23 protein-coding genes and 1 tRNA gene are annotated in these 26,066 nt (G+C 42.3%); 13 read left to right on the top strand and 11 right to left on the bottom strand.

Features of this window, described 5'->3' with window-relative positions:
- Nucleotides 1-40: 40 nt before the first annotated feature.
- Entirely contained in the window at nt 41-847 is an 807-nt protein-coding gene (pstB, locus tag A3775_RS05355; RefSeq protein WP_066381361.1) for a phosphate ABC transporter ATP-binding protein PstB, read from the top strand.
- 462 nt (nt 848-1,309) lie between these two features.
- Here the strand turns inward: pstB and A3775_RS05360 are convergent, their stop codons facing one another.
- The gene (locus tag A3775_RS05360; protein WP_066381360.1) at nt 1,310-2,614 is read right to left on the bottom strand and encodes an acetyl ornithine aminotransferase family protein; all 1,305 of its coding nucleotides are present in this window, start codon (nt 2,612-2,614) and stop codon (nt 1,310-1,312) included.
- A gap of 326 nt (nt 2,615-2,940) precedes the next feature.
- Between A3775_RS05360 and A3775_RS05365 the strand changes: the two genes are divergently transcribed.
- The 4 genes from A3775_RS05365 to A3775_RS05380 all read left to right on the top strand — a co-directional run bounded on the left by A3775_RS05365 (nt 2,941) and on the right by A3775_RS05380 (nt 8,117).
- Nucleotides 2,941-4,302, top strand: coding sequence for a hypothetical protein (locus A3775_RS05365; RefSeq protein ID WP_066424144.1), 1,362 nt, complete (start codon nt 2,941-2,943; stop codon nt 4,300-4,302).
- Nucleotides 4,303-4,489: 187 nt separating this feature from the next.
- Nucleotides 4,490-5,677, top strand: coding sequence for an anhydro-N-acetylmuramic acid kinase (locus A3775_RS05370; protein WP_066381358.1), 1,188 nt, complete (start codon nt 4,490-4,492; stop codon nt 5,675-5,677).
- 102 nt (nt 5,678-5,779) lie between these two features.
- Entirely contained in the window at nt 5,780-6,232 is a 453-nt protein-coding gene (locus tag A3775_RS05375; protein ID WP_066381356.1) for a hypothetical protein, read from the top strand.
- Between the two features lie 325 nt (nt 6,233-6,557).
- Complete coding sequence (locus A3775_RS05380; protein ID WP_066424145.1) at nt 6,558-8,117, top strand: serine/threonine-protein kinase; 1,560 nt, start codon at nt 6,558-6,560, stop codon at nt 8,115-8,117.
- A gap of 249 nt (nt 8,118-8,366) precedes the next feature.
- Here the strand turns inward: A3775_RS05380 and A3775_RS24560 are convergent, their stop codons facing one another.
- The 5 genes from A3775_RS24560 to A3775_RS05410 all read right to left on the bottom strand — a co-directional run bounded on the left by A3775_RS24560 (nt 8,367) and on the right by A3775_RS05410 (nt 12,543).
- Complete coding sequence (locus A3775_RS24560; RefSeq protein ID WP_197480094.1) at nt 8,367-8,567, bottom strand: hypothetical protein; 201 nt, start codon at nt 8,565-8,567, stop codon at nt 8,367-8,369.
- 18 nt (nt 8,568-8,585) lie between these two features.
- Entirely contained in the window at nt 8,586-8,783 is a 198-nt protein-coding gene (locus tag A3775_RS05390) for an NblA/ycf18 family protein (protein ID WP_066381350.1), read from the bottom strand.
- Nucleotides 8,784-9,667: 884 nt separating this feature from the next.
- Nucleotides 9,668-10,390: a Stp1/IreP family PP2C-type Ser/Thr phosphatase gene (locus tag A3775_RS05400; RefSeq protein WP_066381346.1), complete on the bottom strand. Its 723-nt coding sequence runs from the start codon at nt 10,388-10,390 to the stop codon at nt 9,668-9,670.
- Nucleotides 10,391-10,408: 18 nt separating this feature from the next.
- Nucleotides 10,409-12,094, bottom strand: coding sequence for an AarF/ABC1/UbiB kinase family protein (locus A3775_RS05405; RefSeq protein ID WP_066381401.1), 1,686 nt, complete (start codon nt 12,092-12,094; stop codon nt 10,409-10,411).
- Nucleotides 12,095-12,219: 125 nt separating this feature from the next.
- On the bottom strand, nt 12,220-12,543 hold the full coding sequence (locus A3775_RS05410; protein WP_066381343.1) for a DUF6825 family protein: 324 nt from the start codon (nt 12,541-12,543) through the stop codon (nt 12,220-12,222).
- 308 nt (nt 12,544-12,851) lie between these two features.
- Here A3775_RS05410 and A3775_RS05415 point away from each other — a divergent pair, with 308 nt between their 5' ends.
- A complete protein-coding gene (locus A3775_RS05415) occupies nt 12,852-13,532 on the top strand; it encodes a Uma2 family endonuclease (RefSeq protein WP_066424148.1) in 681 nt (226 codons plus the stop codon).
- A gap of 63 nt (nt 13,533-13,595) precedes the next feature.
- Here A3775_RS05415 and A3775_RS05420 read toward each other — a convergent pair whose 3' ends face one another.
- Nucleotides 13,596-16,307: a CBS domain-containing protein gene (locus tag A3775_RS05420; RefSeq protein ID WP_066424150.1), complete on the bottom strand. Its 2,712-nt coding sequence runs from the start codon at nt 16,305-16,307 to the stop codon at nt 13,596-13,598.
- Between the two features lie 232 nt (nt 16,308-16,539).
- On the opposite strand from A3775_RS05420, the gene psbZ reads away from it, so the two are divergent.
- The 5 genes from psbZ (at nt 16,540) to A3775_RS05445 (ending at nt 20,175) form a co-directional block, all read left to right on the top strand.
- A complete protein-coding gene (gene psbZ, locus A3775_RS05425; RefSeq protein ID WP_066381333.1) occupies nt 16,540-16,728 on the top strand; it encodes a photosystem II reaction center protein PsbZ in 189 nt (62 codons plus the stop codon).
- A 194-nt stretch (nt 16,729-16,922) separates the two neighbouring features.
- Nucleotides 16,923-17,501, top strand: coding sequence for a 6,7-dimethyl-8-ribityllumazine synthase (ribH, locus tag A3775_RS05430; RefSeq protein WP_066381332.1), 579 nt, complete (start codon nt 16,923-16,925; stop codon nt 17,499-17,501).
- 113 nt (nt 17,502-17,614) lie between these two features.
- Nucleotides 17,615-17,686 (top strand) — tRNA-Gly (locus tag A3775_RS05435).
- Between the two features lie 811 nt (nt 17,687-18,497).
- Nucleotides 18,498-18,905 (top strand): hypothetical protein, encoded by a 408-nt coding sequence (locus tag A3775_RS05440; RefSeq protein WP_066381331.1) that lies wholly within the window; start codon nt 18,498-18,500, stop codon nt 18,903-18,905.
- 4 nt (nt 18,906-18,909) lie between these two features.
- Nucleotides 18,910-20,175 (top strand): glutamate-5-semialdehyde dehydrogenase, encoded by a 1,266-nt coding sequence (locus A3775_RS05445; RefSeq protein WP_066424152.1) that lies wholly within the window; start codon nt 18,910-18,912, stop codon nt 20,173-20,175.
- Nucleotides 20,176-20,327: 152 nt separating this feature from the next.
- On the opposite strand, the gene A3775_RS05450 is transcribed toward A3775_RS05445, so the two are convergent.
- The 4 genes from A3775_RS05450 to A3775_RS05465 form a co-directional block, all read right to left on the bottom strand.
- Nucleotides 20,328-20,882: a Uma2 family endonuclease gene (locus A3775_RS05450; RefSeq protein ID WP_066424154.1), complete on the bottom strand. Its 555-nt coding sequence runs from the start codon at nt 20,880-20,882 to the stop codon at nt 20,328-20,330.
- Between the two features lie 326 nt (nt 20,883-21,208).
- Nucleotides 21,209-22,276: a fatty acid desaturase gene (locus A3775_RS05455; RefSeq protein ID WP_066424155.1), complete on the bottom strand. Its 1,068-nt coding sequence runs from the start codon at nt 22,274-22,276 to the stop codon at nt 21,209-21,211.
- A gap of 192 nt (nt 22,277-22,468) precedes the next feature.
- On the bottom strand, nt 22,469-23,521 hold the full coding sequence (locus A3775_RS05460; protein WP_066424157.1) for a fatty acid desaturase: 1,053 nt from the start codon (nt 23,519-23,521) through the stop codon (nt 22,469-22,471).
- A 227-nt stretch (nt 23,522-23,748) separates the two neighbouring features.
- Complete coding sequence (locus tag A3775_RS05465; protein ID WP_066424159.1) at nt 23,749-24,567, bottom strand: acyl-CoA desaturase; 819 nt, start codon at nt 24,565-24,567, stop codon at nt 23,749-23,751.
- An 85-nt stretch (nt 24,568-24,652) separates the two neighbouring features.
- Here A3775_RS05465 and A3775_RS05470 point away from each other — a divergent pair, with 85 nt between their 5' ends.
- On the top strand, nt 24,653-25,882 hold the full coding sequence (locus A3775_RS05470; protein WP_066424163.1) for a methionine gamma-lyase family protein: 1,230 nt from the start codon (nt 24,653-24,655) through the stop codon (nt 25,880-25,882).
- A 35-nt stretch (nt 25,883-25,917) separates the two neighbouring features.
- Nucleotides 25,918-26,066: GxxExxY protein (locus A3775_RS24925; RefSeq protein ID WP_231866950.1), on the top strand; the 149-nt coding region annotated here is incomplete at its 3' end.

Genomic DNA, 26,066 nt, shown 5'->3' on the forward strand with positions numbered 1-26,066 from the left:
AGATTGCTCACTTATCCCTAAAAAGTAAACTAGACCATTTATGCCTACTCAAATTAGCACAGTGAACAATACAGAAACCGTATTAAAAACGGAAAATCTCAATGTCTACTATGGCAAGTTTCTGGCTTTGCAGAATATTTGGCTAGATATACCAAAAAATAAGGTGACAGCCTTTATTGGCCCTTCTGGTTGTGGTAAAAGTACATTGCTGCGTTGCTATAACCGTTTGAATGATTTAATTGAATCATTTCGGGCAGAAGGGAAAGTTTTTTATTATGACAAAAACTTGTATGCGCCGGATATCGATCCAGTAGAGGTACGTCGGCGGATTGGCATGGTATTTCAAAGACCAAACCCATTCCCCAAATCAATTTATGAAAACATTGCTTTTGGAGCTAGAATTAATGGCTACAAAGGTAATATGAATGAGTTAGTAGAAAGGAGTTTGCGCCAAGCCGCATTATGGGATGAAGTCAAGGATAAACTGCGGCAAAGTGGGTTATCTTTATCTGGTGGACAACAACAAAGGTTGTGTATTGCACGAGCGATCGCTGTACAGCCGGAAATTATCCTCATGGATGAACCTTGCTCTGCTTTAGACCCCATTTCTACCTTGCGAGTTGAGGAACTAATTCACGAACTCAAAGAACGCTACACCATTGTCATTGTCACCCACAATATGCAACAAGCTGCCAGGGTTTCTGACATGACAGCCTTTTTCAATGTCAGGTCTACAGAAACAGGTGGACGTATCGGCTACCTAGTAGAACACGACGCAACAGAAGTAATTTTCAACAACCCCAAACAGGAAGACACTAGAGACTACGTTAGCGGTAGATTTGGCTAAAAATTTTCAGTGTCTCATATTGCCAGATTGAGGGTTAATCAACAGGAATCAATCTGCTAACTATCGCTCATCTTTCTTCACTTTCCTTGACAACCCACGAATAAATTCACGCAATACATCCAATTTGGTTCTTGAGGTTTGTTGACAGTATGCCTCAAGAACTTCTAATTTTTGCTCATCTAATTACTTTAAATAATGTCCGGCTAATTACTTATGATAAGTTTTCGATGCTGATCTTTTCTTGTTCCCTGTTAAGAGTTCCCTGTTAAGAGTTCCCTGTTCCCTACCCCAACAGATGTTATGTTTGTGATGATAGCTGTTCATAATCATGCCTCAAGATTGATTGTTTTAAGCTTCAAATCAAACTTGCAACTTTTCGGATTTTTTTTGGCAAAGTTTGGCCGCGATCGCTCATCAAAGATGATGCCATATTAGGGCGATCGCGCACATAAAATGTTGCCTCTAACACTCCTGCTTTAAAACCTCAGACAGAATATCTAAAGCGGTGTGAATTTGCTGACTGTCAATCACTAAAGGTGGACAAAAACGAATAGCCGCTTTACCGCAACCGAGTAATAATAAACCACGTAAGAAGGCAGCTTGAATAATGCGATCGCGCAATCTGCTATCATCATGTCCTGCACCATCCAATAAATCCACAGCTACCATCAAACCTTTACCCCTCGGTAAAGACATCCTGGGGAATTTTTCATGCAGTCGAGTCAGTCCAGCTTTTAAGATTTCTCCCATTTGGGTAGCATTGCTCATCAAACCACTATCTAATAGTCGCAGCGTCGCAATAGCCGCCGCACAAGCTACAGGATTGCCTCCAAATGTGGTAGCGTGAGCACCAGGCGGCCAAGTCATCAACTCAGGACGGGCGATTATCGCACCTAAAGGTAAACCACTAGCAATTCCTTTAGCTGTAGTCATAATATCAGGCATCACACCCCAATGCTCAATGGCAAATAAGCAACCTGTACGCCCCATGCCTGATTGCACTTCATCGACTATCATTAATATGCCGTGACGATTGCAGATATCTCGAATTCTGGGCAAAAATCCGTCTTCCGGGACGATGTAGCCGCCCTCCCCTTGAATCGGCTCAACTACAATTGCTGCTACTTCCTGGGGCGGTAGGATGGTATTAAATAACTGTTGTTCTAAATAATCCAAACTGGCGTGAGTACCATAGGGAATATGTGTCACCCCAGGAACTAACGGCCCAAAATTAGCGCGTTGTACTGTTTTAGAAGCTGTGAGGGACATTGCGCCATAGGTGCGTCCGTGAAATGCTCCTAAAAAAGCGATAATCAGCGATCGCTTAGTGTAATATCGAGCTAATTTCATCGCCCCTTCATTAGACTCTGCGCCGGAATTGGTGAAAAATACCCTCGCACCATGAGGAAAAGGGGCGCGAATCGCCAAATGTTCCGCTAGTTCCACCATCGGCTCATAATAAAAATCTGTCCCCGACATGTGTACTAACCGCGCCGCCTGGGTTTGAATTTCCTTGACTACCTCTGGGTGCGCGTGTCCGGTGGCGGTGACAGCGATACCTGCGGTCATATCCAGAAATACATTACCATCTACATCTTCTAACATACAACCCTGACCGCGTGCTACAACTAGGGGATAGTCACGGGTATAAGAAGGAGACGTAACAGCGCGATCGCGTTCTATCATAGCCAAGGCTTTCGGCCCCGGTAAAGATGTCACTAAGCGAGGGTGATGAGGTAAAGGTCGATTAATCGGAACACTTAACATATTGTGTTAATCTTTTCCAAAATACGGATAATTTAACTGCGATGTGCAAATATTAACAGTAGCATTTGATGCTTTTTGGCTATAAATTACGCATTGACAACCTGATATTTCTATGTATTAGCGATTGTGCAGAAATCCAGCCAATTTTTCATTAATCCTGAGAAAGATATAAACTGAACTTTTGGTATAAGCATAGTAATTATGAGTGCAAGTTATAATGCACTGTTAGGTTGAGTTTCTCCCGAAGAATGGAAGAGGTTTCCAGCCTAAAGATATGCGTATTTAACGCATGAGCAGATTTATATTGCGAGATTCTTGACTAAATTATGAGTAACTTATTCAGCCATAAACTCAGACTAATAGTAGGTGTTGCTACAATATCAATTATAGGTTTGGCTAGTAGTTATCTATATCAGCAGACAAAAAATCACGATATAGCCACACAACAGCAGAATCAGCAAAAATTCAATTTAAAGCAGTTAGCTAATTTTCCTATCACTTCCGCAAACCTTTCTCAAACTTCTCTGCAATCAGTTGCTTTCACTGGGAATTTTTCTCAGAGTAGTTTAATTACTAATTCATCAAAATCTATTGAAAGTATCACGCAGCACCAAACACCGAAACCTGACCAAAATTTAGCAACAACATCAGTTAAATATCCAATTATTGATGAGTGGCGAAACTATAAATTTAGTGTCAACGGTAATCAGATTTTATCACCCGCACAACTACCAACAAAACAAGTTAAATTTAATCAATCGGATTTATTAAGCGTTCTTGTGAATACTAGAAAATATTTTCAAGAACACGGTGAAGATGACCCAGATATTTTACGCCCTGGACTCCTGAGTACCCAAAAAGTTACTACTAAAGATATTCTGAAAACTTTAGATTTTATGATTGATGTTCTCCAAGAGGACATTGCTAACAATCGCATTACTCGCTTACAAAACCCGAACTTTATTAATAGACATTTTCGCGTCATCAGATGGAAACCATATAATCCCGCAAAACCTCACCAAAAGCAACTACGCCTGACTAAATATGCAGTGTTTACTCATCCAGGTTCACGCCAGAGAACCTCAACCTATAACACACCACTCTACAGTTTAAAAGATAATTCAACAGAAGATAAATTTTACACCAAGTATACAAAGCAAGATGTCTTATCGGGTATTTATGAACCCGGAGGTAAAGAATTCGGCAAAGTAGAACCATTAGCTTATTTAACCCGGAATGGTTTAGAAGAGGCGTTAATGCAAGGAACCATCCTCATCAATTTTTTAGATGGTTCCAAGGGCTTTTTTAACGTAGATAGAAATAACGGAATGTCTTATATCAAGGGTTTAAGGGCGACAGCACAAAAACGCTATTGGTATTTTAGACAAGTTGATGCTATCAAAGGCTATGGACACAAAATAGATGCGAAAATTTCGATTAAACCCGGTGTTACCTTTGCCGGTGATGTGTTAAATATTGGTTTAGGTAGAATCGTTGTCCTTGAGCATAATCAAGGAGGACGTAAACAGCTACAAATGGGAGTGATTGCAGATACAGGCGGAGCATTTTTACCTAACTTGTATCAACTCGATTTTTTAGCCGGTATTTTCCCCAATCAAACCGCTTTTCGCCGACATATCCGACAATTACCTGAGTATGCTAACGCCTATTTTTTGGTAAAAAAGTAAGTAGTTCAACTTAAAAAAATGTCAACACCAGATACCCGACTTCTTTGAGAAGTTGGGTATCTCTCCCATAATCGAGCAACAGCAAATAATTTTCGCTGCACCAACGCAAATTGGCAACTTCCATCTTTGACACTGACAATGGGATGAATTAAACTACCCCTTGCAAGCCGCACAAAACTCTCTGTATATGCACCAAACTGGACAAACTGCTACCCCAACCCGTGTGATAGGTTTAATTAGTGGCACATCTGTCGATGGTATAGATGCGGCTTTGGTGGAAATTTCTGGTACAGATTTGGATTTGCAAGTAGAGTTACTAGCCGGGGAAACCTATCCCTATCCTGAACAACTGAGAACAAAAATCTTGGATGTTTGCGCTGGTGCAGCCATTTCTATGGCAGAATTAGCAGAATTAGATGATGCGATCGCTCTGTGTTTTGCCCAAGCTGCCGAAAATATTCAAACAAAACACAAACAAGCAACTTTGATTGGTTCCCACGGTCAAACCGTATATCATCGACCGCCTGAGTATGGGAAACTGGGAAAAAATTCCCTTGGTTATACTTTACAACTCGGTCGTGGTTCCGTGATTGCCCACTTGACAAAAATTACCACTATTAGTAATTTTCGAGTAGCGGATATTGCTATCGGTGGTCATGGCGCACCCCTTGTACCTAGAGTAGATGCGTTTTTGCTCAGTCATCCTCAAGAGGGACGTTGTATACAAAATGTCGGCGGTATAGGGAATGTGACTTATATTCCCCCGCGTCGTGATGACTGGTTGAATAAAATTCGCGGTTGGGATACTGGCCCCGGTAATAGTTTACTAGATTTAGCCGTACAGCAATTAACAGACGGTGCTAAAACCTACGATGAAGATGGTAAATGGGCAGCTAGCGGTACTCCTTGCTATCCTCTGGTAGAGAAATGGCTAAATCAAGCATATTTTCACCTACATCCGCCTAAATCCACAGGTAGAGAGTTATTTGGTCTAGATTACCTGCAACAGTGTTTTCAAGATGCCGCACCCTATCAATTGAGTCCATCTGATATGCTGGCAACACTGACAGAACTAACTGCGGCTTCCATTGCCCATAGTTACCGCAGCTTTTTGCCAGAAATGCCCAACCGTGTATTTTTATGTGGCGGTGGCAGTTGTAATCTGTATTTGCAGCAAAGGTTACAGTTTTTGTTGGGAGAAGTACCAGTTTTAACTACCGATGATGTTGGCTTGAATGCTAATTTTAAAGAAGCGATCGCCTTTGCTGTTTTAGCTTATTGGCGACAACTGGGTATACCTGGCAATTTACCCGCAGTCACAGGCGCACCCGGTGAAGTCTTGTTAGGAGAAGTTCACCGCATTGATGCTGAGTAACTCTACTCCCCAATCCCCACTCATCTGATACCTGACATTTGTGCAGTTACAAATATATCTTTGTAGCTAAGGACTACTCGTTCAAAGTAAGGAACACACAAGGTGGCTCATACTTTTTTATTGCAACCAGGACGCTGGACAATTCAAGGCAGTTGGCTAGAACGTCATGGACTGCCAATTAATGTGAAGGGTATGACCTTGGTAGCTTGGAATCGAGATAATTGGTTTACTATGGCGACAAAACTCATATTTCCAGGGAGCGATCGCCCAGATATATCTTTACAGTATAAGGGACGATTGCATGAGGGAGAACGTCAATATACTTTTTTAGTTCAGCATAGTATTTTAGGTCAGATTGAAGGTGAAGGCTGGATTGGGTTAGATACCATTGTGCAACGTTACTGGGTGATTAGCGATCGCCACCGTCGTAGTGGATTTGAAACCATGCACCGCAATTCTGATGTCACATATTCTCTCAGTAGCGGTGTCATGGCAGGTCATTTTTTAACCAGTACAATGGAAGCCAAACTAGAACTGCAACCCCTAAATAATTAGAGACTGAAGATAAATTCAGTTATCTCGTGCATCAAAATTGGGCAAACTAACATTACATCACAAGTGCAGAACATGAGGATACATCTATTGATATCTCGCACCATTCTCAATCAACCTAGGGTTGGCAATGCCCACAACGTAAAATTCAGGGTTTGAGCGAATTTTTAGGAGTGCATCGCCGCCGTGTAATTGCCATAACGCAACTGGTGCAAGATGTCAGTCTACTCATTTCCATCTTTAATTGCACTTTTCCACCCCAGCACTTCACACCTACTTCATAGGTAAGTGTAATTTACATTTATTGAACATTGGAGTCGAATTTTCTATGTCAGACCCCAACATTGGTCGTCTTCTTAGCAACCGCTACCAGTTGCAAGAATTAATTGGTACTGGAGCAATGGGTAAAGTATATCGTGCTAAAGATGTTTTGTTGGGAGGCGTACCTGTTGCTGTCAAGTTTCTCGCCCTGTCTATGCAAAATGAAAAGATGCGACTGCAAGAACGTTTTGAGCGAGAAGCAAAAACCTGTGCTTTACTTGGGCAAAAAAGTATTCATATTGTGCGAGTCATGGACTATGGCCTAGATGAAAATCAAACCCCCTTCTATGTCATGGAATATCTACAAGGTCAAAGCCTCAACCAAATCATCCGGCAACAACCATTATCTTTACCTAGATTTGTGAGTATGGTACGCCAAATCTGCCTAGGTTTACAGTGCGCTCATGATGGTATCCCAGTTGATGGCTCAGTTTGTCCGATTATTCATCGTGATATTAAACCCAGCAATATGCTAGTCCTCCAAGATGCCAGTTTTGGGGAATTAGTGAAGATTTTAGACTTTGGGATTGCTAAATTATTACAGAGCGATGGTGATCACACAAAATTTTATTTGGGAACGCTGGCTTATTCATCCCCAGAACAGATGGAGGGCAAAGAACTAGATAATCGTTCTGATATCTATAGTTTGGGTGTAATGATGTTTGAAATGCTGACAGGCAAAATGCCATTACTGGCATCCACCCATTCTTTTGGCGCATGGTACAAAACACATCACCAACAACCACCACGAACTTTTAGAGAGGTTGCGCCTCACTTACTCCTGCCTCAAGAAGTGGAAAATTTGGTAATGAGTTGTTTAGCCAAAAAAGCCCAGGATCGCCCGCAAAGTATTAGCGAAATCCTGCAAATTATCGAAAATATCGCCCAGCACCATCAAACTCGCCCCACTCCAGACGAGCATCCTCAACCTACTCATACCATCACCATTACGGCTGAACCTCAACAAAAGACAAAAGTTAACTCACCATTGCAGTTAGCTCCTGCCAAACTTAAAATCAGTTCTAGCAATTCTTGGCCGCAAAATAAACCAATTGCCAATATTGTTTTTCCTCAACCCATCAATGTTAATGGGGAGGTTGAACCAGCCCTATGGGTGATGCTACCACAACAGGACATTCTCAATTTTTTTGTTTGCAATCGCTATAATCAATTCCTCTTGATTACTACACCGCACCCCATGTTACTGTGGATTACTGTTCTCTACAACCGCCAACATGGTACTAAGTGGTTGCCTTATTACCTTGATCTGAAAACGAGTTTAGGTCAAGATACCGTCAGCTTACTGTCCCAAGTAGGTCATTATCGTCTCCTGTTCTTTGCGCGGGAATCCCCCCATCGCTCTTTTCATGTTCTAGTTGCTAGTATCGCTACTGCTCAACGTCAACGACTGCAACAGTGGCTCAACACAGCCAAAACCTTAGCCGGTACTGCTGAACCCCAACTGAGTAAAAACCTGCTGAAACAGGAATATGAAAAGATTAAGCCCCAAATTTTAGCCAAGCTAGAAGCCATTGACACCGATTCTGCCTTTGATATCTCTGGTTAGAGAATACTTGCTGCTGTTTGCCTTGACCTTGGCAGGATAATAAAATTGTGTTTTCTAGAAAAATGTAAACTTTTATAAAAATTAAATATATTTAGGTTGTAAGCACTATTGGGAATAAATATAATAAGCATTAGTGCTAGCTGCCAAACCGTGCCTAGTTACAAATCAGCAAGTTGTTGATCGTGCTTATAAACATTTGAGCAGTAAGGGTTCATAAGTACAGGTTCACAGTTGATTAGTAGAAAGTAACTAATGGTTGCCAACTACTGCTTTGGCAAATAAGTCGAAAGTCAGTGAAAACGCATGGAAATTACTAGCTAAATCAATTGCTGTTTTGCGCTTTTGGTTATCAGCTTTTCCTAGGTTGAGTTGAATTTGCTTGGAGTTGACGCCCCAGCATCCCCAGCCCCTTTCCTCTCTGGAACCGAGCAAGAGAAGGAGGTCGCCCACTGCGACACAAAAACTACTCTATGCCATAGTGGAGCCAGAATCTAAGCCCCACTGATGCTTCAGTAGCTCCTGATAAGTTGCCTCGCGCACGACCATTTGCTCATACAACTTCACCAAGAAGTCTTTAGCTTGCTCATGGCTCATGTTTTGCACCTGAGTAGCAAATGACCGAATGCTGAATTGCTGTTCCAATGAGAGTTGAATGGGTTGATTCATGGTTAGACTCCTAAACAGACAACGCTTAAAGTAAATTTCGGTGACAGAAGTCCTACAGGTATAGGGCTAGATTTATGGTCTGTCCCATATTTGTCTCTGTATTAAGAAAGATAACAATTATTTGACAGATTGCCCATATCCTTTGTGCGGAGATTTCTACTGTCGGGATATTTTGCACCTGAACCTACTGACATATAACCCAAGTCTGCGGAGGCAGTCTCAGGCTGAATTGTAGTTGGTGGCAGGTGTGAATCTACCTCTAGTCAACACCTGGAACTGGAAATTGCTCCTGGATGGAGATGTCCATCCCAAGGTGAAAAAACAAAGGTATTAAGATCGCATTATATGCGTCTTATATTATGAGGTGCAAGATGTCAACCGACCAAATTGTGTAAATATAGCCGCCAATTGGGAAATTTTGGTGGCTAAGAGTATTTGTATCAAGAGGTAAAGAGGAAAAATGCTCAAATTGAACAAAATGTTGAGTATTTTTACTTGAATAAGTCAAAATTCCCTGGCAACAGGTGTTATAACTATTCGTCGTTTTAATCATAAAAAATAGTAAAATATAGACAAATCTCCAAGAGCTAATGACTATCAAACCGAGGGGTGAAAGTCCAGCTACTACAAGCTTCCTGCGTATATCGCTAAAAAAGGAGTCAAGCCTAGGTGCAAGAGCCAGAAAACGCGGTTGATACGAGGCAATCAAAACAATTAGGAGAAGTGAAAAAGTAGTCCCATCGGCTTTTAGCTTAGGGATAGAGGGTATTGTAGTTTGCCCATTCTGGGTAACACCGGGAAAAGTAGCTTGAGGATATTTGTCCATAAAACTACTAACTGTACTAATGACTAATGACTAATGACTAATGACTATTGGCAGAATTTCATTCAATAGCCACAATCACGACAGTGATGTTATCGTGTCCACCTTGTTCTTTAGCGGCTTCTACCAGAGACTTAGCAGCTGTATCTAAAATGGGAGTGTCATAGAGACAAGCAGCGATTTTTTCATCAATCAGTTCTTCAGTCAGACCATCACTGCATAACAGTAAGCGATCGCCAATAGTCACATCTAACTGGTGGATATCCAATTGGGATAAGTCGTCCCGACCTAAACACCGGGATAAGACATGGCGAAACGGGTGAATGCGGGCTTCTTCGGCGGTAATATCGCCGACTTTAATGGCTCTAGCTACCCAAGTATGGTCTTCTGTAATTTGTTCTAATTGCGACTTTCGCAACCGGTACAGCCGAGAGTCTCCGACATGGGCGCACCAAGGCGCATCATGATAAAAAATGACGACAACGGCTGTTGTACCCATATCAGCCCGTTCAGGATGACTTTGCTGATCCTGTAAAATGGCTTCATTAGCCTGCCATAAAGCTTGTTCTAGCAACTTTTCCGGTGACTCAGAGGCATTCCAGTTAGCCAGCAAATACTCTTGAATTTCCTTGGTGGCAATGCGACTTGCTTCTTCACCTCCCGCATGACCACCCATCCCATCAGCAACGATGAAAAATCGCCCTTCTGGGTCGATGTAGTAATGATCTTGATTATTAGAACGCACAAGTCCCGGATCACTAAGACCCGTGAAGTTAAGTTTCATAGCTTTTTGATGCCAAAATTAATACATACGGTCATAACGGTCGAGGCGGAGGAGCAATCGGATGAGTGTGACGGAGATGGCGGCGGCAATTAAACCAGCCAGCCCTGCTAACCATACATAATGATTAACTAATAAAATAGTAGCTGAAAGGGTAAATCCACTGATGATTAAAGCATAGCTCATGCCCAGCTGAATATTGCTTTGCCGCCTGAGTAAACGTTCGGTTTCGATAGAACGCACCCGCAGGCGCATATCTCCCCGTTCTAGTTTTTCTAAGGTATCTTCTAATCTCCGTGGTAAGCCGAAGGCAGTGGTACTAACTTGTACTGCTTGGCGGCTTAATTCATTAAGTAAACTATTGCTATCTGAACTACTCATATTGTTGATCAGCTGCATTGCATAAGGTTGGGCAACTTCCATAAAGTTAAAATCTGGATCTAGACCTTTGCCTACTCCTTCTAGGGTGGAAAAAGCCCGCATCACAAAAGTAAAAGTTGCAGGAAATCTAAACGGCTGATTATAAGCTATTTCGTATAAATCATCACTAATTGCTGCTACTGATTGGGCTTCAAACGGCTTATCCATGAAATTGTCCAGCATATACTGCACAGAACGCCGCACCGGCCCCATGTCATTCACGGGTGCGATCGCACCTAAATCGATCAGAGACTGGACGACGCGATCGCCATCTTTTTGGGCGATACCAAACAGCGTTGCCATTAGCCCCTCACGGACATTAGATTTAATCCGCCCCATCATCCCAAAATCGTAGAAAATCAGCGAGCCATCAGGACTCACCGCAATATTGCCAGGGTGGGGATCAGCATGGAAAAAGCCATCATTGAGTAATTGCATGAGGTATGCTTGCGCCCCTTGACGCGCAATTACCTTACGATCTAACCCGGCTGCTTCCAAAGCCTCATATTGGCTAATTTTAATCCCCGGCACATATTCTAAAGTCAGTACCCTTGGCGACGCGTAACGCCAATACACTTTCGGGACTTTTACCCAATCATAGCCGCGAAAATTTCGGCGAAAGGCATCAGCATTTCTACCTTCATTGAGATAGTCAATTTCTTCCCAGAGAATGCGACAACATTCTTCATAAATACCAATCCAATCTCGCCCCGGCCCCCATTTGGGATGATTTTGGAAATAGCGAGCAATCCCCTTGAGAATTTGTAAATCAATTTCAAATAACTTTTTCAGTCCAGGACGCTGTACCTTGACAACGACTGCTTCGCCGCTATGTAGTACCGCTTTGTGTACTTGTCCCAAGCTAGCAGCTGCCAAAGGAATCGGTTCAAAACTTTGAAAAAGTTCAGGAATTTTCTTACCTAGTTCTTGCTCAACAATCTTTTCTACTTGTTCGTAGCTAAAAGCAGGTACTTTGTCTTGAAGTTTTGCCAACTCTTCGACATATTCACTAGGGAATATATCAGCGCGGGTAGAAAATAACTGTCCCACTTTAATAAAAGTCGGCCCCAACTCCAGCAGAGTATTACGAATCCAGACAGCTTGAGCTTTACGCCGCGCCGCCTGTTTAGCTTCAGTCACACCGCCAGGATAACTCCAAGATTTGTTGTAACGCCACAGTTTGAACATTAAAGTCAAGACAAATGACCAAATGTCTACAAACCGACGCTTACTAGAGTAGTTTTCACGATTCCAACGGTATGCTTTATCTGAATAACTGGTTTCCATATTGTGTGCGTACCGTTGTTGATTTACTGAATCACCTGGAACAAAAGACACTCTTAACCCTAAACTGTTTTTTACAAAGAGCTATTTGTCAATTATTTGCGACTATTGACTATTGAGCAAATGTATCAAGAACTGCTGCGATAACGTTGTAATTCGGTTCGCAATAGGGCAATTTCTGCTCGCAGTTCATCAACTGTTGCTTGCAAGTCAACTGCACCGCCACCTGCTGGTTTACTGCCTGTAGTAGTTTGTCCTGTTTGAGCCGCATCTGCGGCGCGGTTTGCCCGTTCTAGAACTTCTTCGGTAAATTGGCGTAGCTGTTCTCTAGCTTCTGCATCAAATTTACCTATTTCGCTCAAAGCATCAGTCAAAGCGACTTCTAGGCGTTCATTCACTACTTCTGCTAAGGCTCTGCCCACGAAAAAGGCTTGTAAAAGGGGATTACTCATAAATTTTTGTTACGCTCGTCCGCAAAAGAATTATAACTTGCCCGTATGCTTTGCGGCTTCTTTCTGAGAGTGTGCAGTTAGGTTTACAAGGTAGTTATTTTGCGATTCATTCATTATAACTACATAGGAATATAACAATTAAATATTAATCAAGTTGTAGGACTGACGCAAGGGACATGATGAATCTAGCTAGTTTGTAAGTTGCTATTGTTACATTTGTTTATGGAATTACTTAAATGACGATAGGCGATCGCCTCCCATAACATTGCTAAAATAAACCCATAAACACTTGATGCCGTATATATTCTATGACCATAGCTTCAGAATTAGAATCTCAAACGGGCATCTGTTCAGATGTGACATTTCCCCCTAGTGATTTATACAGTGACGAGCCTCCCTTGGAAACAGAACTACATCTGCGACAAATCATCCTACTGTTAACCTGCTTAGAATTGCTGTGGCGAGAGAGAAATGATTTTTATGCCGCAGGAAACCTGACGATTTATTACAGTCCCCACCAACGTAAATCAGAATACTTTAGGGGGCCTGACTTTTTCGTAGTGCTGGGAACAGAACGCAAAACTCGCAAAAGTTGGGTAGTCTGGGAAGAAGACGGAAAATACCCCCATTTTATTTTAGAAATTCTATCAGATTCCACAGTGAATACTGACAAAGGTTTAAAAAAAGAAATATATCAAGATACCTTTCGCACGCTTGATTATTTCTGGTTTGATCCCTACACTTTGGAATTTGTAGGTTTTCATTTAGTAGATGGCAAGTACGAACCTCTACAAGCAAATGAACAAGGACATTTGTGGAGTCAACAATTAGGGTTGTATTTGGGAATTCATCAGGGACTATTACGGTTTTTCACAGCAGATGGGGAAATAGTCCCGACACCAGAAGAAACAGCACAACAAGCGCAAGACAAAGCGGAACGTTTAGCAGCAAAACTGCGGGAGTTAAATATCGACCCAGATTTAATTTAAGGAATGGGGTTAAATGTAGAGATGTTTCCTGCAACGTCTCTATATTTTCTTAACAAACATTGTCTAATAATGCTGGGCTAAAAAGGCTTCTGCTTCCGCCTGATTTTTTATTACACCATCCAAAGTTGCGGCGAGTAAATCATCTAGCATTTGTCGATATTGTGGCCCTGGTTTGTAGCCTAATTTCTTTAAGTCATTACCATTGATAATTGGGTGGACATGAGCTAAAGTTGTTAAATAATGCCAGATTTGCTGTCTGATTTTTCTCTGACTGTGCAAGGCAATTAAAATTAACATTTCTAAATCGTATTTGCGGAGTAGCTGCACTATTTGACTGGGGCGTTCACATTCAGGTAAGGATGTAATGACTTCAGTTTCAGCCGTGGCTAAGTTCTGCAAGCGTTTGATACTGTCATCTTGCAATTGTAAATTTTTCGCTACTTTATGCCGATATTTCGGGGCTAGGTGGGCAATTAATACTTCTAAACGCATTTGCCAAGGTGTGAAAGTTTGGGCAGGATCAAACTTGTGCAAACAGCGTTGTAGTAAACGTAATTGCCGGATAAGTTGATAATCGAGTTTTAGGGTGGGATGGATGCACTGTAAAGCCCCTAAATTGTCGAGTAATTGTAAAGCTGGTTGCCAGTAGGGGGCTTCCAGGATGTGTTTCAGTTCGGCTTTGAGTCGGGTTTGTAGGGCTGGGGTTTTGCTGTTAGTTTGGGCGGTGCGATCGTAAACTCCACTGTTGATAGCATAGTGGATATACTCTTTGGTGCGTCTTTCAATGTCAAAGCCAAAACGCACGGCAAAACGTACACCACGATAAATCCTGGTAGGATCTTCAATAAAACTGTTGGCGTGTAATACCCGAATTTGCTGGGCTTGTAAGTCTAGCAACCCACCGAAGAAATCGAGTAGTTCACCAGCACGGGGTGAAGTGAGGCGCAAAGCTAAAGCGTTTATTGTGAAATCTCGACGATATAAGTCTTGACGAATGGAACTTGCTTCTACTTCTGGATTGGCGGCGGGGTAAGGATAAAATTCGGTTCTGGCTGTGGCAATATCCACCCACAAGGAATCTAATTCTACGTCTTTGTGCCACAACAAAGCCGCAGTTTGAAAAGCCCCATGTATTTCTAAGCGGGCGGCGGGGTAAATTTCCTGTAGGGCTTTTGCTAGTTCGACTCCTGCACCGACATCTGCGGCTTGATGAAAGCCATCAACCACTAAATCAATATCTGTAATCATTAAACTGCCATTTGCGGCTTCGGCTAAGAGTAAGTCTCGCACCGCACCGCCGACTAAATACAGATGCCAACCGCGTTTTTCTGCGGCTTGGGAAGCTGTGCTGAGTAGTTGCCATAGCTGGGGAGTGAGGCGATCGCGCAATTCTGCTAATGTAGGTATTCTAACTTCTCTGTCTCCCCATCTTCCTGTTTCTCCCTCCTCCCATCTATCTCTTTCTTCATAGGCTTGATGTAATTCTCGTAAAACATCAGTTCGAGTTACAATCCCTACTAACTGCCCATGATCTAACACTGGCAAACGTCCAATATCATAAGTCACCATTAAAGACTCGATGTGTGGCAGTGTGGTATCTGGGGTAATTGTTTTTAAGTCTGTGGTCATGTAACCTTTAACTGGCGCATGACTAAAACCGTGATGCAAGGCGATATCTAAATCACGCCGGGAAATAATTCCTACCAGTTGCCCTTGTGTATCAACTACAGATAAGCCAGAATGACCATAACGTAACAAAATTCTTTGTGCTTCGGCAATGGTGGTTTCTGGGCGAATGGTGCGAACTGGGGATGACATTAAATCTCTAGCTGTCGGTGGGTGGGGAATGGTTGTTTTTATTCCCTCTAAAATTTGTTGCAGCACATCTTGGGTATTAGCACCCCGTAAGTTGAGAGATGATGCTTGAGAATGTCCGCCACCTCCAAACTGTTGAAATAATACGTCAAGATGTACGCCAGGGATTTGCGATCGCCCAATCACTGTTAACCTAGATTCATCTTCACTTAAGGGATATTCCGCCGCTAACAATAACGCATCAATTTCTGTTAATTCTATTAATTGCGATGCCAAACTTGACAACCCTGGGACAAATTCTTCTGTCTTTAAAGTTACCCAAGCAATAGTATAACCCCGTATACAAAGATATTCTAATTTTTCTAGTGCTGTAGTTAACAGGCGTTGTAATTGGCGAGATAAGCCGGGATCACGGTAATTAGAGATAACTGATAAACTCGCGCCTTGCTGCATCAACCAAGCTAAAGCTAAAGCATCCCGTGGTGTAGATTGGTCATAGGTAAGAGAACCTGTATCAACATGAATACCCAAAGCCATGACTGTGGCTTGAGCAGCAGTCAGAGTCATGTTATTTTTTTGTAATTGCTCGGCTATCAGAGTTGTGGTAGCTCCTACAGCATCAATATAAAATTTCTGGGCAGGAATATCAGAATCTTGACCGAGATGATGGTCATAGACGGTAATATTTTTGACATGAGGTAAATCAAACCACTCAGCAGCCTTACCCAAGCGATCGCGCTGTTGGGTATCGACAACTGTCACAGAACGAATTTTATCAGGATTTACCGAACGTCGTTCAATCAGAGGATATTCATCCCGATACAGTGCCAAAAAGTCCCGCACAGGTGGATGTGCGCCACCACTCAAGACAATTTTACTGCCTGGAATGAGGCAAGTTAGCCCCACGGCAGCACCTAAAGCATCAAAATCGGCTGTAGTGTGACAAAGAATTAAATCCATAGTTATTAGTCATTAGTCATTAGTCATTAGTCATTAGTCATCAGTCATCAGCAACCATCCACCATTTACAAATCTTCACAATTATGAACTATGAACTATTGACTATGGACGATTACCTAAATTGTGACAATTTCTGCTAGGTTACAAATAAGGAAAAATCACAGTGTCGTCCTTGAGGATATTCTTACTTTAGTATTTCCTTAAGAATTCTGCTGTCTTGGGAGAAGTAAAAATGACCATAATATTTCAATTTGCTCTAGTAGCTCTTGTAGCCATGTCTTTTGTGCTGGTTGTTGGCGTACCTGTCGCCTATGCAACTCCTCAAAACTGGGTTGAATCTAAAAAACTCCTCTGGCTTGGTTCTGGAGTTTGGATTGCTTTAGTGCTTTTAGTTGGGCTATTAAACTTTTTTGTGGTTTAAGGCAGCACTTGTCTGGAGGGTATCCAGTAGCAACAATGCGATAAGAGCAGGAGCAACACGAGATTAGGTATGCAGACACCAGATAAATTTAGCAATTTTTCTGGGTTCGTTGTCCCTAATTGTGTTTTCCTGCTCTTCTACTTTTAAAGAAGAAATGTATATTGACAAGAGTATCGTTAATCTAAGAGGCAGTCATGGCAGTTTTTGAGGGAACATTCACTCAAACAGAACCTTTACGTTTGGCAGTGGTGATTGGTCGATTTAATGATTTAGTTACCGGAAAACTGCTGCAAGGATGTCAAGATTGCTTGAAGCGTCATGGTGTAGATCCTAACCCTCACGGTGATCAGGTAGATTATGTTTGGGTTCCAGGGAGTTTTGAAGTCCCCGTTGTGGCTCGTCAACTAGCTCTTTCTCAGCGTTATGATGCAGTAATTTGTCTGGGTGCTGTGATTCGCGGGCAAACACCCCATTTTGATTATGTGTCTTCAGAAGTAGCTAAAGGCATTGCGGCTGCTAGTTTTCAAACTGGTGTACCAGTGGTTTTTGGCATTTTGACAGTAGACACGATGCAGCAAGCTCTAGAAAGGGCTGGAATTAAAGCTAATCACGGCTGGGATTATGCGATGAATGCCCTAGAAATGGCTAGCCTAATGCGGCAATTGCGCTCTAGCTTCACCGATGGCTATGCTCACAATACCCAATCCTTACCAGCAGCTTTTAGCAATGCCAGCGTTGGCAAATTAGCCTCAGAGTCCGAGGAAGTGGGCTGAGAGTGATGATTGCTGGATTCTGATTCTAGGGAACTCAGCAATCAAAAAAAATTTTTTTCATGGGAGTAGTTGACAAATCTAAAAAAATTTGGCATATTAAAAGGGTGAGGTTTGCGGGTATAGCTCAGTGGTAGAGCGTCACCTTGCCAAGGTGAATGTCGCGCGTTCGAATCGCGTTACCCGCTTGAAATAACAAGCATATCATAAATCCGCTAGAGAAGAAATTGACCGGAAGCATATCACGCAACCGGTTGATTTTTTTTTAACAGTTAGTAGGGTGCTTCAGTATGAATATTTTCTTGGTATAGCTAGGGTTTCTCGTACTGACGCACCCTACATTTTGGATGTTTTTTATCTGGAAGTCCTTAACCCTGTTGTCAGGTGTAGTTAGTAGGGTGCGTCAGAATTAATATTTTCTTGGTGTAGCTAGGGTGACTTGTACTGACGCACCCTACATTTTGGATGTTTTGTTATCTGGAAGTCCCTAACCCTGTTGTCAGGTGCAGAAGGTTGTTTGGCAGTCAACTTATCAGCAAAACAAATAGTTGGCTCTTAGAAATATCTTGACTACATGGGTTGTCTTGAGAGTGTTTGCCATCTAAGCTGAGAAGTATATCTAACACGCTCATGCAGTCTATGTTAAAGAAATCTAGATACATAAAATTTGTTAGTTACGATGAAAATACAGAAAATTTTAATCAAGGTTGCTACCTGGCAGGAAGGTTAATCAATAGCCTCAGTTAGCAGCATCTGCCACTACACTGAAGATAAAGAGTTATTTGGAGAGGTAGTATCCCCGATGTTTGATCTGATTTTTTAACGCAGAGTCACGCATTCGCGTAGCGTCTCGCTCCAGAAGGTTCACGCAGAGGAACGCGGAGGTTTAAGTTAAGCTTTGTGTTTGGTGTGTGAAACAATAGGGATGCTCTGAGTAGGAGAGAAATATATAGAACTCTCACAATTTGTAGACAACACGCTCAAGTCAGTAGAACGGTTGTGCCATCTAAAAAACCTGAAAAAATCGATTTAAACTCTGAATATATCTGTCCCTGTCGCCGTCGGGGGCGGTTGATTCCGATTACACTGACAGAAGCATTTGGCTGCGATCGCTGTCAGCAAATCTTTGTCGTAGAAGATAATGGTTATATGCTAGAACAATTGTCAACCACCTATCCCTATAAGCGTGCTTGGCGTTGGACAGGGAGTGGGTGGAATGTTGTCCATCCTAAATTGCGCGAAAGTTATTTACCTATAGCGTTGGGGATTATTTTCGTGCTAGTGATTATATGGCTACCATTAGCACTGCGACTAGCCAATGGTTCTAGTATTATTGCTTGGGCAATGGTGGCGGTATTGTTGGCTATCCTGCCAGCATTCATGGTCTGGCTTACCTACAGACGATAATTTCATGACTGTTCCACCTTTGGATGATTCCCCCGAAACAATGAAAAGTGCCAAACGCGCTTATCAAGCTTCCCTGAAATTAGGCACTACTAAGGGAACTGATCGCAGTCGCGCTGTGTTGGCAATGGCACAGGCTCTAGAAGAATCCTTTGACGACATTTTAGAAGCCAATACTTTGGATTTGGAAGCAAGTCGGGAAATGGCTGTGCCAGACTTGATTTTAGATTGGCTGAAGTTAACTCCCACTCGGTTAGCAACTACTGTGGAAATTCTCCAAAAGTTGGGGGAAGTTTCAGATCCGCTAAGGCGGGTCAGAAACGCTGACTATCAACCGGAAGATTCTCAAAGTTATTCCCAGTTAATGCCTTTGGGGGTAATTGGCTTTATTTATGAGGCGTTTCCCGATTTGGGAGCGATCGCCGCCGGTTTGTGTATGAAAACTGGCAATAGTATCATCCTCAAAGGCGGTACAGAAGCCAGTCACTCTAATGCTGCCATTGCTGAAGTTCTCCAAAGTGCGATCGCTGAAGTTGGTTTACCACCAGGTTGCATAGAACTGATTACCGCCGAACATGGGGCTTCCATGCGGGATTTAATTACTCAAGACCAATATCTGAATTTAGCCATTCCCTACGGTCGTTCTAGTTTGGTACAGCAAGTGATGCGACAAGCTACTTGTCCTGTGTTAAAATCCGCTATGGGTAATTGTTACCTTTATTGGTCGCTCAATGGCAGTCTAGAAATGGTGCGCTGGATGATACTCGATAGTCATGAGAGTGAACCAGACCCAGTGAATGCCATTGAAAAAGTGTTAATTCATCGTCAAGCTATGCCTTCATCTTTGGCGGTGTTATGGAATAGTTTGATAGAAAAAGGTTTTGAAATTAAAGGCGATGAAGAATTAGTAGAAGCTTTTCCCCAGTTACAGCTAGCCAAGGATGGGGAATGGAGTTGTGCTTATTTAACTAAAACAGTGGCGTTTAAATTGGTGGATAGCTTAGAAGCTGCGATCGCTTGGATTAATCAATATAGTAGCGGTCATGCTGACTCTATCGCCACGGAATCTTATCAAGAAAGTCGCCAGTTTGCTCTAGGGGTGAACAGTGCTGCAACCTACATTAACACTTCTCCGCGTTTTTCCCGCAACCCGGCGCGGGGTGACTCAGTATTTTTAGGGATGTCTAATCAAAAAGGCCACCGTCGAGGATTTATTAGTTTAGAGACGCTAACTACTGCTAAACATATTATCCAAGGGAATGGGAGATTTTAGGATGGTAGGATTGTAGGGTGGGATGGTAGGCGATCGCTCTGTGATTGAATATTTTGCCTTTTTCCTCCTGAGATTAAATTAAAGTTCACGCCTACTGCAAGTTGAACCGCTTACTGTAGGCGCAAATAACACCGCTAGAGGTAGCACGCAACTTATTCAAATATAGGTGGCCATAACTCAGAAATAGCAATTTCCCAACCAGGAAATAACTCATTAATAGTTAACTTATCATCACCAGTTAAAACTTTCACATCACCATGCGGACGATAAACACTTACAGTTAACTCATCTGGATTAATTAATATTCCTACCCTTGCACCTAAATCTAAAAATAATTTTACTTTATCTTCTAACTTAGAAATTCTATCTGTTTTCGACTTGATTTCTACAACTAAATCAGGGACTAACTCAGCAAAATCTCTCACAGTGCGTTTTAATCTTTCCGCCGCTACAAAAGAAACATCCGGGGCGCGTAAATCAGTATTCGGCATAATAAACCCGCCACTTGAGTCAAATATCCGCCCAAGTTTACGAGGATTAATCCAAAGTTTTAATAAATATATTAACTGTGCGCCAATTTCACTAGATTCGATATCTGATGGCCCCATAAGTAAAATATTTCCTTCTTGCAGTTCTATTTGGTAGTCCTGCTGTTCTTCTTCTAGCTTTTGTTGTAGCCTTTCTACATCTTCAATCGTGAGATTCATATAAATTTCACCATATACTTGACTTTACAGTTATGTTAACCTAACTTCTCTAATTCAAAATCATATAATGCTAGCAACAGCCATTATTTTTACACCTAAGAGTTTGTTTCCAAAATCATACTAGCAACCCCTCTCTCATACAAATGTAGAGACGTTTCATGAAACGTCTCTACATATTCCCCCATTCCCTTGTAGGGAAGGGGGGTTAGGGGGGTTAGGTTTCCGAAAATTTGGTATTCATAAAAATACCTCTCAAATATCTTCTAAAAAAAAAGTCCGCCTTGGCGGACTTTTTTTATATAACTTCAGACTTTGTGAGCAGCAAATTACTGATGATTAGAGGTATAGTAAACCTTACCCCCATTATCCGGTACAAAATGACAGCTAAGGGCAGAACGCCATAATGCTTTCCAAATGGGTTCTTCAGACTTGCGGTAATACTCACCCATCACAGGTTTAATCGCCTCAGTCGCCTTCAGCAAATTATAGTGAGGGATATTCAAAAAGATATGGTGAGCTACATGAGTACCGATATCGTGATGAATGTGGTTGAATATACCATAATTGCGGTCAATGCTGGAAATCGCACCTTTAAGGAAAGTCCAATCATCGCCACGATACCAAGGAATATCCGGCTCGGTATGATGCAAAAATGTCACCAAATCTAGCCAAATTACAAACACAATGTAAGGTGCAGCGTAGTATTTCAGCAACCACATCCAACCCCATTGATAGGTAAGGAAGCCTAATAAACCTACCATCCCAATCCACAGCACGGTGCTAGTAATAACATCCCATTTTTCCGAGGGTTTAAACAGTGGGCTACTGGGTGAAAAGTGAGAACCTTCTTTATTAGGAGAACGCTTAAATAAATACACCGGATAAGCCAATAAAAAGACATAATATCGACCTATCTTTTGTAATAAAGGCATCTCCTTATATTGTGATTCTGTCACAGGATACCAGCTTTCATCATTATCGATATTGCCAGTATTTTTGTGATGGGTTCTGTGGCTAATGCGCCAACCATGATAAGGAACTAAGATTGGTGTATGAGACAGATGCCCAATCAAATCATTCAACCATTTATGCTTAGAAAATGATTGATGTCCGCAATCATGCCCAACTACAAACAAAGCCCAAAACATTGTGCCTTGCATCAGCCAAAAAACCGGCCAAAAGTACCAAGAATCTAAGTAGTGAGCTACTGCATACAGTCCACCAATAATTAGGATATCGCGGAAAAAATAAAACAGTGATTTACTCACATTTGGTTGAAAACATTCTGCGGGAATAGCAGCTTTCAAATCCTGAAGAGTAAAGGGCAGTGTAGTTGTACCCTCAGAAGGCTGACTGGGAGGAGAATTATCGAAGTTAACAGTAGTGGATTGCACGGGATTAGTTCAATTAGAAAGGAAATCAGACTATGTTGGAGACTGTCATACTTGCAGTGCTAAAAAAGCCCGCAATCAAATAAATATCTGGCAATTTATGAGGCAATATTCATGTAAAAAATTGCCAGAATATGTACTACTTTTCAGGATAATCAGCACGCTACATACTAGCGATGCTAAAGACAATGAGGTTTACTTTCCTGCGCGATATTCGTCAAAAGTTTGATAACCAACATCGGTTACATACAGTTGACACTGATTAGTAATTTGCTTCATTAAAGGCCAAGAGAACTTCAATTCCTCATGGAGATAATCACCCCAATTTTCTTTGATGCTGCTATAAGCTAGGCGCAAATTATAAGAGGGGATTGCAGTAGACAGGTGATGGGGAACGTGGACATTAATATCGTGACAGAGAAATTCTACCCAACGGGGATAATCACAATGGATAGTGCCGAATAACTGTGCCATTGCCTCATTCCACTTATCTGCTGCCTTAAAAGGAACATCTGGGTAAGTGTGGTGAACAATGGTGAAGGTACTCATCCAGAAATGATAAACCAACCAAGGCACAAACCAAAATTTCACGAATCCCCAAACACCAGTGGTAGCTATGAGTAGTGGGAAAACAACTGCTGCAAAGATTACGACTACAGCCACAGAAAGTTTAACATCGGCTTGATCTTTGGCTTTGAATTTCCGTGCATCAAAATGCACAACAGCCCAATGTCCAATAGAACCTACCCACCAGAGGCGTTTACGCATAAACAACTCAAAAGCAGACTGACGAGTTTTATTCCAACTTCCAAAAACCTCTGGTCTGATGGGATGCCAAGCATTATCTTCATCTAACTTATTGGTGTGTTTATGATGGTGGTTATGCTTAATCCGCCAACTATGAAAAGGATATATTAAAGGCATAAAGACTAGGTGTCCCACCAAATCATTTACCCAACGACGTTTGGCAAATGAACGATGTCCACAATCATGACCAATGACAAAAAAACCTGTTAAAGCAGTCCCGGTAAAAATCCAGGCGAGTGGTAAAAGAAACCAGGGAGAAATTGCCAAACTATAGTAGCCTAAACCTACCATCAACACATTGATGATGACTGTTGTCCAAGCTTTGCGACGATTTAACTGAAAACATTCCCTTGGTAGAGTTTTGATAATATCTTTCAGCCTTAGTTCGGAATTACCAAGGTCATTATTTATTTCTTGCGTCTTGATTATTGATGTAGTCATGAAAACCTGAAAAACAAACAGAAACCCTAATCAAGTCACTCACAAAGTAACTTGCCGCAAAGTTTAGAGACATTATTCGTTCTGGATTATAGCAACCTTAGTTACCTAAGCGCAGACCTAAATAACTTTTGAATGCTATTTCAGAACGGAAAAATGGATGGATTGGTTGCGAAAAAATTATTAGTCACCAGTATGAAACATGAGACTAATGACTAATAATAAATTACTTATTGCTTTTTGTCTGCAAGTTTGACATTAGTAGCCAGACCAAGCACTTGCAACAATTGAATTGTCATCCAAGTCAAATCAATTTCCCACCATTCCAAACCGTGACGGGCCGAATATTGGAAAGCATGGTGGTTATTGTGCCAACCTTCACCAAACACCAGTACAGCTACCCACCAGCAATTGGTGGAGTTATCACCAGATTCATGGCTACGGTAGCCAAATTTATGGGTAGCACTGTTAACCAACCAGGTGCAGTGATAAACCCAAACGATACGGGCGAAAATTCCCCAAACTACGAAAGACCAGCCACCCAGATATAGTAGCAATAAACCCAGAGCAATCTGGATAAAAATAAAATATTTCTGTAAAAACTGATAAACTGGGTCTTCGGCAATGTCTTTGGTGAAACGAGGAACATCAGCGTGAGCAGGAGAGTGGTAAATCAACCAACCGATATGACTCCACCAGAAACCTTTATTGGAATCATGGGGATCGGGGTCGGTATCGGAATGTAAATGATGAATGCGGTGTGTACCGACCCACTCGATTGGCCCTCCCTGACAAGCCAGGGTTCCGCAAAATACCAAGATATACTCCAACCATTTGGGAGTCTGGAAACTGCGGTGGGTGACGAGGCGATGAAATCCTAGGGTGATACCTAAGCCGCCAGTTACCCAGTAAAGGAATAAAGCCAAACCGACTGCTTTCCAGCTAAAGTTACCAGGCACAAAAGCAAAGAGTGCGCCGAGGTGTAAACCAATGAAAAACAGGGTATTGACCCAATTGATTTGAGGTTTAGTAGAAGTAGCAATTGTCATGCAGTAACCTGTATTGAAATTGTTCAGCCTAATCTGCGCGAACCCAAAATCCGCATATCTATAAATTTTTGTTAACGAGGAAGTAATGAACAGCTTGGAACAGCTGCGGCAAGCAGAACAGGCACTGTTAGAGATTTTTTCTGGAATTGACGCTCAGGTCAAGCATAATCTCAAAAGAGTGCTGGAAGCCTTTCGTAATCAGCGTGTAGGGGCGCACCACTTTGCAGGTGTAAGCGGTTACGGTCACGATGATTTAGGTAGAGAAACTTTAGATAAAGTTTTCGCGGAAGTGATGGGTGCTGAAGCGGCGGCTGTGCGAGTGCAGTTTGTTTCGGGGACTCATGCGATCGCTTGCGCTTTATTTGGTGTACTCCGCCCTGGGGATGAAATGCTAGCAGTGGTCGGTTCTCCTTACGATACACTCGAAGAAGTGATTGGTTTGCGGGGTCAAGGTCAAGGTTCCCTTATTGAGTTTGGCATAAAATATCGCCAATTGGAGCTAACACCCCAAGGGACTGTAGATTGGGAAGCTTTAAGTCACAGCGTCACTGATAAAACAAGATTAGTGTTAATTCAGCGTTCTTGTGGCTATTCTTGGCGACCAAGCTTATTAATTAGCGATATAGAGAAAATTGTACATCTAGTTAAACAACAAAATCCGCAGACAGTTTGTTTTGTTGATAACTGTTATGGGGAATTTATCGACACCCAAGAACCCACCCACGTAGGTGCTGACTTAATGGCGGGGTCATTAATCAAAAATCCCGGTGGTACTATCGTCACGGCAGGCGGTTATGTAGCAGGTCGTGCTGATTTAGTAGAAGCCGCCGCCTGTCGCCTGACTGCGCCGGGGATTGGTAGCTTTGGCGGTGCTACCTTTGACCAAAATCGGCTTTTATACCAAGGGTTATTTTTATCGCCGCAGATGGTAGGCGAGGCGATGAAAGGCACTTATTTAACTGGTTACGTATTTGACAAGTTGGGTTATCCAGTCAATCCCGCCCCCCTTGCGCCCCGTGGGGATGTGATTCAGGCGATTAAATTGGGTTCAGCAAAAAAACTAATTGCCTTCTGTAAGGCGATACAACAGAATTCTCCTGTGGGTTCTTACCTAGACCCTGTTCCGGATGAAATGCCGGGGTATGAGAGCCAAGTAGTGATGGCTGGGGGGACGTTTATTGAGGGGAGTACGTTGGAATTCTCGGCGGATGGGCCTTTGCGTGAGCCTTATGTGGTGTATTGCCAGGGGGGGACTCACTGGACTCATGTAGCGATCGCACTTGAGGCGGCGATTGACGCTGTGGGGATGGTTTAAGATTGTTTCGCGCAAAGGCGCAAAGGCGCAAAGAAATGACGGAGAATGAGATTGCGAAGGTAGTTGTTGATGCTGCTTATAAGGTTCACACAACTTTGGGGCCGGGGTTGTTGGAATCTGTGTATGAGGCGGTGCTGGCTTACGAGTTGGAGAGGCGGGGGTTATGGGTAGCAAGACAGCAGGG

Origin of the sequence: Anabaena sp. 4-3 (assembly GCF_001597745.1) — a bacterium.
Lineage (GTDB): Bacteria > Cyanobacteriota > Cyanobacteriia > Cyanobacteriales > Nostocaceae > Trichormus.